Origin of the sequence: Mycobacterium sp. (genome assembly GCF_032161845.1) — a bacterium.
GTDB lineage: Bacteria > Actinomycetota > Actinomycetes > Mycobacteriales > Mycobacteriaceae > Mycobacterium.
In genome coordinates, this window is the sequence record NZ_JAVRQA010000140.1 from 1 (window position 1) to 7,825 (window position 7,825).

8 protein-coding genes are annotated in these 7,825 nt (G+C 66.2%); 1 reads left to right on the plus strand and 7 read right to left on the minus strand.

What is annotated here, in order from left to right; all coding sequences use genetic code 11:
- From QOD90_RS08155 to QOD90_RS08185, 7 genes are all read right to left on the minus strand, one after another.
- On the minus strand, positions 1–1,051 hold a 1,051-nt coding region (locus tag QOD90_RS08155), incomplete at its 3' end, for a cystathionine gamma-synthase (protein WP_526348457.1).
- Between the two features lie 231 nt (positions 1,052–1,282).
- A complete protein-coding gene (locus QOD90_RS08160) occupies positions 1,283–2,023 on the minus strand; it encodes an Rv1078 family RDD domain-containing protein (protein WP_526348459.1) in 741 nt (246 codons plus the stop codon).
- Positions 2,024–2,116: 93 nt separating this feature from the next.
- Positions 2,117–3,151: a DUF2189 domain-containing protein gene (locus tag QOD90_RS08165; RefSeq protein ID WP_526348461.1), complete on the minus strand. Its 1,035-nt coding sequence runs from the start codon at positions 3,149–3,151 to the stop codon at positions 2,117–2,119.
- Between the two features lie 60 nt (positions 3,152–3,211).
- Positions 3,212–3,640 (minus strand): DUF2752 domain-containing protein, encoded by a 429-nt coding sequence (locus tag QOD90_RS08170; protein ID WP_526348463.1) that lies wholly within the window; start codon positions 3,638–3,640, stop codon positions 3,212–3,214.
- A gap of 11 nt (positions 3,641–3,651) precedes the next feature.
- Positions 3,652–4,005, minus strand: a complete 354-nt coding sequence (locus tag QOD90_RS08175; protein WP_526348465.1) for a CD225/dispanin family protein — start codon at positions 4,003–4,005, stop codon at positions 3,652–3,654.
- A 184-nt stretch (positions 4,006–4,189) separates the two neighbouring features.
- Positions 4,190–5,584, minus strand: a complete 1,395-nt coding sequence (locus QOD90_RS08180) for a cystathionine beta-synthase (protein WP_526348467.1) — start codon at positions 5,582–5,584, stop codon at positions 4,190–4,192.
- 29 nt (positions 5,585–5,613) lie between these two features.
- Positions 5,614–6,666 (minus strand): alpha/beta hydrolase, encoded by a 1,053-nt coding sequence (locus tag QOD90_RS08185; RefSeq protein WP_526348469.1) that lies wholly within the window; start codon positions 6,664–6,666, stop codon positions 5,614–5,616.
- A 200-nt stretch (positions 6,667–6,866) separates the two neighbouring features.
- On the opposite strand from QOD90_RS08185, the gene QOD90_RS08190 reads away from it, so the two are divergent.
- Positions 6,867–7,825, plus strand: a 959-nt coding sequence (locus QOD90_RS08190; RefSeq protein WP_526348470.1) for an SGNH/GDSL hydrolase family protein, incomplete at its 3' end; no start/stop codon positions are given.

The following is a 7,825-nucleotide window of genomic DNA, read 5'->3' on the forward strand; positions in this document are numbered from 1 at the left end:
CGCCGGGATGCTCGATGAGCGATTCCACGCCGCCGAGCGATTCGGCGAGGATGAAGATGTCGGTGCGCGCACACAACTGCTGAGCCGCTTCCCGGCCGCCCTTCACCCGCACGGAGACCATGCCGCCGAAACCGGACATCTGGCGCGCCGCGACGTCGTGGTTCGGGTGGCTCGGCAAGCCGGGATACAACACCGTGTCGACGGCCGCGTGCTCGGCGAGGAACTCGGCCACCTTCGTGGCGTTCGCACTGTGCCGCTCCATCCGCAGCGCGAGCGTCTTCAGCCCGCGCATGGTCAGGTAGGCATCGAAGGGGCCTGGCACGGCACCGGCGCCGTTCTGCAGGAAGCCAAAGGCATCGTCGAGTTCCTCGTCGTTGGTGAGCAGAGCACCGCCGATGACGTCGGAGTGGCCGCCGATGTACTTCGTCGTGGAATGCAGCACGATGTCGGCCCCCAGCGCCAGCGGCTGTTGCAGGGCCGGTGAGGCAAAGGTGTTGTCGACCAAGACCTTCACCCCGGAGGCCGACGCCAGCTGGGCAATTCCCGCGATGTCGGCGATGGTCAGGAGCGGGTTGGTCGGCGTCTCCACCCAGACCAGCTTGGTCGTCGGCGTGATCGCGGCGCGTACCGCGTCGAGATCGGACAGCGCGACGGGGGTGTGCGTGAGGCCCCATTGCGTGAACACCTTGTCGATCAGCCGGAACGTGCCCCCGTAGGCGTCATCGGGGATGACGACGTGGTCTCCGGGGCGCAGCACGGCCCGCAACGTGCAGTCGGTGGCGGCCATCCCCGAACTGAACGCCCGGCCAAACGTCGCACCTTCGACGGCCGCCAGCCCCGCCTCCAGGGCCGAGCGGGTCGGGTTGCCGGTGCGGGCGTACTCGAAGCCACCGCGGAGGCCGCCGACGCCATCCTGGGCGAACGTGGAGCTCGCATAGATCGGCGCGTTGACGGCTCCGGTCGCCGGATCGGGCCGGTAGCCGGCGTGGATTGCCCTCGTCGCCGGGCCGTAGGCGCGGTACGCATCTGCCTTGGAACGCTGCTCACTCATCGTCGATCAGGGTAACGGTGTCGGCCCGCGCGAGCGCCGGTGTACGACAATCAGCACGATCGAAAGTCGCCTCGATTGGCGCACGACGGCCCGTCGGTCCGGCGAGCGGCGACTGCCCGGAATGGCCGCGGGCGAGCCGATGTGCTGCTTCGACGTTCGATGGACGCGTTGCGTTGGAAACGAAGATGCCGCCCGCCCGCAGATGGCGGACGGGCGGCGTCTTCGAAGCGGTTACAGCGGAAGAGCAACCGTCTTGACGAGCTTGTCGACGAGCGTCTGGCGCTTGGGATCGAACAGCGGGAACAGGACGGCGACGACCCACACGATGCCGCACAGGCCGTAGGCCACCATGTAGATGAGCTCGCGGACGAAGGACTTACCGAAGCCGATCGGCTGCCCCGTGTCCTCGCCCACGATCTTGAACTTCATGATGCCCTTGCCGATGCTGGAGCCCGTGGTGCCCTGCTTGAGGCCGAGGTTCCAGACGATGTACGCCAGCGCGATGAGCTCGAGCACGATGAAGAGAATCCATGCCAACCCGCTTGGGCCGTTGTTGCCAGTCGCGCAGAAATCGCCGAGCTGGTACTCGGAATCGTCAGTGACGCAGACGGTTTCGACCTTCTGCATGGTGACCAGGAAGATCGAACCGATACCCGACAGGATGAGGACCGGAACCCAGTCGATGAGCCAGGCCAGCACGCGCGTGAGCCACGGTGTGTACGCGTCCGCCGGTGTTCCGCCACCGAAACCGCCGGGCGCCTGCGCGTATCCGCCCTGATCCTGAGGAGGCGGAGGGAAGGCGCCACCTGGTGGTGGGGGCGGCGGCGCGTATCCCCCACCCGCGGGCGGCGGCGGCGGGTAGTTGCCGCCGGGCGGCGGCGGGGGCGGCTGGTATCCGCCACCCTCGGGCGGCGGCGGCGGCGGCGGGGGCGGGGGCGGGTAGTTGCCCGGAGGGGGCGGGGGGCTGGTCATTATTAGTCCTTACTTTCGTTCGAGTGCAATTGAGGGCAGCTTAAGGGGACGGCACACAGGTACTCCATAGTTTTCTAGAACGTGTTCTTCCACCTACGGCGTGAGTGGCGCGATGGGTCCCCCAAGCAGTTTCCGGTAGGTGTGCACCAGGAACAGCGCGGCTACTGGCAATGCGACGAGAATGCCGACACCGCATAGCAGCGCACCGACGGTCACGATGACGCCGATGATCAGCCAGGCCAGCAGTACCTGGACGAAATTGGCCTTGACCGCCTCGAAACTGGTCTTGATGGCCTCAATCGGTGGGAGGTTGCGGTCGACGATGAGCACCGTCGCGAAGAGCGTGAACAGTCCGATCACGATGGAGAGGATGAAGCAGAAGCTGAGCACTGTCGAAACTAGCCCGATGAGCACGCTGGCGACGAGGACGCTGCCGACGTTGCGCGGCTTGAAGAACGACCCGACGGTCACCGGCTGCCCGTTCACGATGTCGAGCAGTCCCGCGTAGTAGGCCGACGAAATCGCGCCCACCACAACGAATGTCACCAACCCGCCCAGGAAGATCAAGGCGTAGCTGGCGAACCCGAAGCCTGATGAGTACGAGTAGCTGAAGCCCGAGCCGTAGTCATCGTAGGAACTCACTCCGCTGGGTGCGACGGCAAAGGCAAGCCCGTAGAAGATGCCGGACACCACACCGACGATGATCGCGTAGACCAACGTCGGGACGATGAGTGCGACGGCGTTCTTGCTGAACTTGTTCCACGCCCAGGAGAATGCCTCGCCGATGTTGACCTGTGCGCCACCGTAACCGGGGCCGCCCACCGGGGGGTAGCCGCCGGGCGACGGGTAACCGCTCGGCGGTCCGTAGGCCCCTTGCGGCGGAGGCGGGGGTGCCCCGTAACCGCCCTGTGGTGGTGGCGGATAGCCACCCTGTGGCGGCGCGCCGTAACCCCCTTGGGGCGGTGGCGGATAGCCGCCCTGCGGAGGTGGCGGGTAGCCGCTTGGCGGCGGTGGCGGGTAGCCACCCTGCGGAGGTGGCGGGTAGCCGCCCTGCGGAGGTGGCGGGTAGCCGCTTGGCGGCGGAGGTTGGTAGCCCTCGCCCTCGGGTGGCTGTGGCGGAGTGGTCATGGTCGTGTCACCTTTCGGATGAATTCGATCCGGGTTCGCTGAGCGGAAACCCTTTGATAGCTAGACATATAACGCGGTGAATGGGGCCACCGGTAGGTTGCGGACGACGAACCACACGGACACCAGCACCAGTGCCACGGCGGCGGCCCACCGATGATGCTGCCAGCTGCTGACTCTGCGATCGACGATCCGGCCGTAGGTCCACGCGCCAAAAGCCCAGAGCAGGAACAACACCGAGACAAGTCCGAGTGCATTGAAGCGCGCCGCGCCGAGGACGTCGCCGTGCAGGAGACAGTAGATCATGCGCAAACTGCCGCAACCCGGACAGTCGATGCCCAACAACGCCTTCGTCGGACATACCGGGAGCGGCCCGCCCGCCGACATCGGATTCCCAAGCCACACGGCACCGCACACCAGCCCGGCCGCCACCGCCACACCGAGCGGGGCGCCGAGCGGCGCGAGTGCCAATGATCGGCGCGAATCCAGCATCGACTCGCTTGTTACGAGTACGAGAAGGCGCTGGCGCCAACGACCAACGTGAAGATCAGATAGATGACGCCGACCACGACGCCGGCGATGGCGCCCCACATGGCGAACTTCTTGGCATCGTCAGCGGCCTGCTGCGCCTCGGCGTAGCGACCCTGGCCCCAAAGCCCAGATACCTGGGTGGCCTTGACGATCGACACGATGCCAAGGGGAAGGCAGCACAGCACCGTGACCAGGATTCCCCAGACCAGATTGTTGTCTGGCTGTCCCGTGGGGCCACCGGGGCCACCGGGGCCCTGGGGTGGTGGGTAGTTCCCGGGAGGAGGCGGAGGGTAATTGCCAGGAGGGGGCGGCGGATACTCGGTCATGAACGCCTTCCGATGATCAATTTGCTGGGTCTGAGCGCTGCTACCCTACCTGAGAATCTGCTCTGAAAGACGACCAAAAAGCGAAGTTGCATACCCGATTTCGCAGCCGGTAAACCTGGAATCCTTGCCTTGGCTAACGGATTTCGAAGGTCTTGGCAGTGCCTGTCACGCGCCTCCAGCACTCCTACCGGCGCGTATTTCCGTCCGATAGGAAGCCAAGCAGGTCGTGGCGGGTCAGGACGCCCACGGGTTTGCCCTCCTCGACCACCATCACGGCATCGCCGTCGCGCAGCGCTTTGGCCGCCATGCTGACCAATTCTCCGGCCCCGATGAGCGGCAGCGGGGGGCTCATGTGCTGTGAAACGGCGTCGGCGAGCTTTGCTCGACCCTCGAATACGGCGGACAGAAGCTCACGTTCCGACACGCTCCCCGCGACCTCGCCTGCCATCACCGGAGGCTCGGCGCCGACCACGGGCATCTGCGAGACGCCGTACTCGCGCAGGATCCCGATCGCGTCGCGCACCGTCTCCGACGGATGGGTGTGAACGAGGTCGGGCAGCGCACCGGACTTGCGGCGCAACACGTCTGAGACCGTGGACTGCTCGATCGAACCGTCGAGCCTGCCGCGAAGGAAGCCGTAGGACGACATCCACGCGTCGTTGAAGACCTTTGAGAGATAACCTCTTCCACCGTCCGGAAGCAGAACCACGACGACCGCGTCCGGCCCGGCTCGCTCGGCGACGTTGATCGCGGCCACCACGGCCATCCCGCAAGATCCGCCGACCAGGAGAGCCTCCTCGCGGGCGAGTCTGCGTGTCATGTCGAAGGAATCGGCGTCGGAAACCGCGATGATCTCGTCGGTGACGGTCGGGTCGTAGGCCGACGGCCAGAAGTCCTCCCCGACCCCCTCGACGAGATAAGGCCTTCCGGTGCCGCCGGAGTACACCGACCCCTCCGGGTCGGCGCCGATGATCTTCACCGCGCCCCCGGACACCTCCTTGAGATAGCGGCCCGCCCCGGTGATCGTCCCGCCGGTGCCCACCCCGGCGACGAAGTGCGTGACCTTTCCCTCGGTGTCGGCCCAGATCTCCGGACCCGTCGTTTCGTAGTGGCTCGCAGGGCCGTTCGGGTTGGAGTACTGATCGGGCTTCCACGCCCCGTCGATCTCACGTACCAGTCGGTCGGACACGCTGTAGTAGCTGTCCGGGTGGTCGGGCGGCACCGAGGTCGGCGACACGACGACGTCGGCGCCGTACGCACGCAACACATTCCGCTTGTCCTCGCTGACCTTGTCAGGGCAGACGAAGATACACTTGTAGCCACGCTGCTGCGCCACCAGGGCCAAGCCCACGCCGGTATTGCCGGAAGTCGGTTCGACGATGGTGCCGCCGGGCTTCAGTTCACCGCTGGCTTCGGCGGCATCGATCATCTTGACGGCGATGCGGTCCTTGGAGCTGCCACCGGGATTGAGGTATTCGATCTTGGCCGCCACCAGGGCGGCGCCTTCGGGCACGACGGAGTTCAACCGAACGAGAGGCGTATTGCCTATGAGCTCACTGACATGACCGGCGATTCGCATGCGTCCATCGTGTCAGGCGGCCGTTCGGGTTACCAGGTGGCCTCTCGGATGTAGTCGCCGATCTGCTTCAGCGATCGCGTCGCCTCCTTCACGGCCGGCGCCGCCAACTGGAAGACGTGCATCTGACCGGGCCAGACGTGCACTTCGACCGGAACGCCCGCAGCGGCCAACATGTGCGCGGCCTTTCGCGCATCGTTGAGCAGAACCTCGGACCCGGAGACGTGAATCAGGGTGCGCGGCAGTCCGGTCTCGATGTGGTCGAGCGGTTCGTACACCTGCTCCGGTTCGCCATCGACGACGTGGCGCTTGGCCGCGCCCTCGATCAACTCGACGAGAGCTTCGAAGGCCCTCGGCGGGAACATCGCGTCGGAGTGGGTGTTGGGGTGCTGGGCACGCCCGTCGTTGTCGATCTCGAACAGCGGCGACATGGTGACCACGGCGGCGGGCAACTCACCGTCGAAGTGCAACCGCTCGGCCAGCGCCAGTGACAGGTAACCACCCGCCGAATCACCCGCGAGCACGATCTGCTCGGGCTCGTATCCCTTGAGCCGCAACCACTTGTAGGCGTCGTAACAGTCGTCGATGGCCTGGCCGATCGAATGTTTGGGGATCATCCGGTAGTTGACGACCAGCGCTGGACTGTCGGCGAACCGCGACAACGCGGTCACCAATCGGCCGTGCGAATTCGCCCCGCAACTGAGGAAGGCCCCACCGTGCAGGTAGAGGATGACGCTGCGCTTGCCGTCGGCGGGCAGCACGCCAGCCGCTCTGACGAGCTGAGCGGTGCAGTTTGGCAGGGCAATGGTGGCGCGAACAGTGCCCGGCGCCGGACGCATCACCCGGGCGACGAAGTCGACCAAGCCGAACGGCCATGGCATCCGCGGGACATAGCTGCCGACGGCAAGAGTTGGCCTGATCGTCAGCATCGCACCCAGAGCAAACAACCGACCGGCGACACTCGGGCCGTCCTCCACCACCTCGACGGGGGCCCCGTCGCTAACAGGGAAGCGGCGCGCTTTATGCGTCCTAGCAGCACTGATGCTAGATCCAGACGACCCGGAAACCCTGCTTGGTGCGGTCATCTTCACCACTCCCTACGCCGTTGTAGTGCCCGGTGCGGTTAACCAATTAGCTACCCCAGGCAACTTAGCTTGACACCTTATGCAATGTTCAACAATCGAAGAATTCAAACTCGTACCGGACTTGATACCGCAATGTGACCGGCTGGGACCTGCCGCCACGCGGACAGCGGTCCAATCGCCCCTAAACTGGGCCTGTGGTCATTCGTGCACCGCGTAGATCGACCGTTGCCCTGGCAGCGGCGGCCGCGCTCGCATCGACGGGTTCCGCCTATGTCGGGGCCAGGAACCTGCTGCATGGCCAGGCCGATCAGGCCCGCCAGGTCATCCCCAAGTCATGGGACGTCCCGCCACGTGCCGACGGCATCTACGCCCCAGGCGGCGGGCCGGTCGAGAAGTGGCAGCGCGGAGTGCCGTTCGACCTCCACCTGATGATCTTCGGCGACTCGACCGCCACCGGGTACGGCTGCGTGTCCGCCGACGAAGTGCCTGGCGTGCTGATCGCCCGCGGCCTCGCCGAGCAGTCCGGCAAGCGCATCCGGTTGAACACCAAGGCGATCGTCGGTGCCACGTCGAAGGGCCTGTCGGGACAGATCGACGCCATGTTCGTCGCGGGTCCCCCTCCCGACGCCGCCGTCGTCATGATCGGCGCCAATGACGTCACGGCGCTCAACGGCATCGGCCCCTCCGCGCGCCGCGTGGGGTCGGCGGTTCGCCGACTGCGCGGCAGCGGCGCCGTCGTCGTCGTCGGCACGTGCCCGGACTTCGGCGTCATCACCGCGATTCCACAGCCACTACGCCTGGTCGCCCGCACGATCGGGCTCCGACTGGCCCGCGCACAGGCCGGCGCGGTGCGTGCGGCGGGCGGCGTGCCCGTGCCGTTCTCGGCGCTGCTGTCGCCGGAGTTTCAGAAGGCGCCGGACGAATTCTTCTCCGACGACATGTTCCATCCGTCCGCGGCCGGCTACGCCCTCGCCGCCCAGCAGCTGTTGCCCGCGCTGTGCAAGGAAGTTGGCGTGTCGACGACCGACTCCGACGTCGAGCCCGCACTCGAATCGCGGACCGGCGATGACTCGGCATTTGCCCGCGTTGGTGGGATTACCCGGTTGTGGCGGCGCACGACCGGCGTACCCGCGCCGATCGTCGCTTCGGTCACGGGCTA

Excerpts from the sequence above, each read along its gene's own strand:
- QOD90_RS08160 (WP_526348459.1), bottom strand. The coding sequence starts at position 2,023 with ATGACCAGCCCCCCGCCCCCTCCGGGCAACTACCCGCCCCCGCCCCCG.
- QOD90_RS08165 (WP_526348461.1), bottom strand. The coding sequence starts at position 3,151 with ATGACCACTCCGCCACAGCCACCCGAGGGCGAGGGCTACCAACCTCCG.
- QOD90_RS08170 (WP_526348463.1), bottom strand. The coding sequence starts at position 3,640 with ATGCTGGATTCGCGCCGATCATTGGCACTCGCGCCGCTCGGCGCCCCG.
- QOD90_RS08175 (WP_526348465.1), bottom strand. The coding sequence starts at position 4,005 with ATGACCGAGTATCCGCCGCCCCCTCCTGGCAATTACCCTCCGCCTCCT.
- QOD90_RS08180 (WP_526348467.1), bottom strand. The coding sequence starts at position 5,584 with ATGCGAATCGCCGGTCATGTCAGTGAGCTCATAGGCAATACGCCTCTC.
- QOD90_RS08185 (WP_526348469.1), bottom strand. The coding sequence starts at position 6,666 with ATGACCGCACCAAGCAGGGTTTCCGGGTCGTCTGGATCTAGCATCAGT.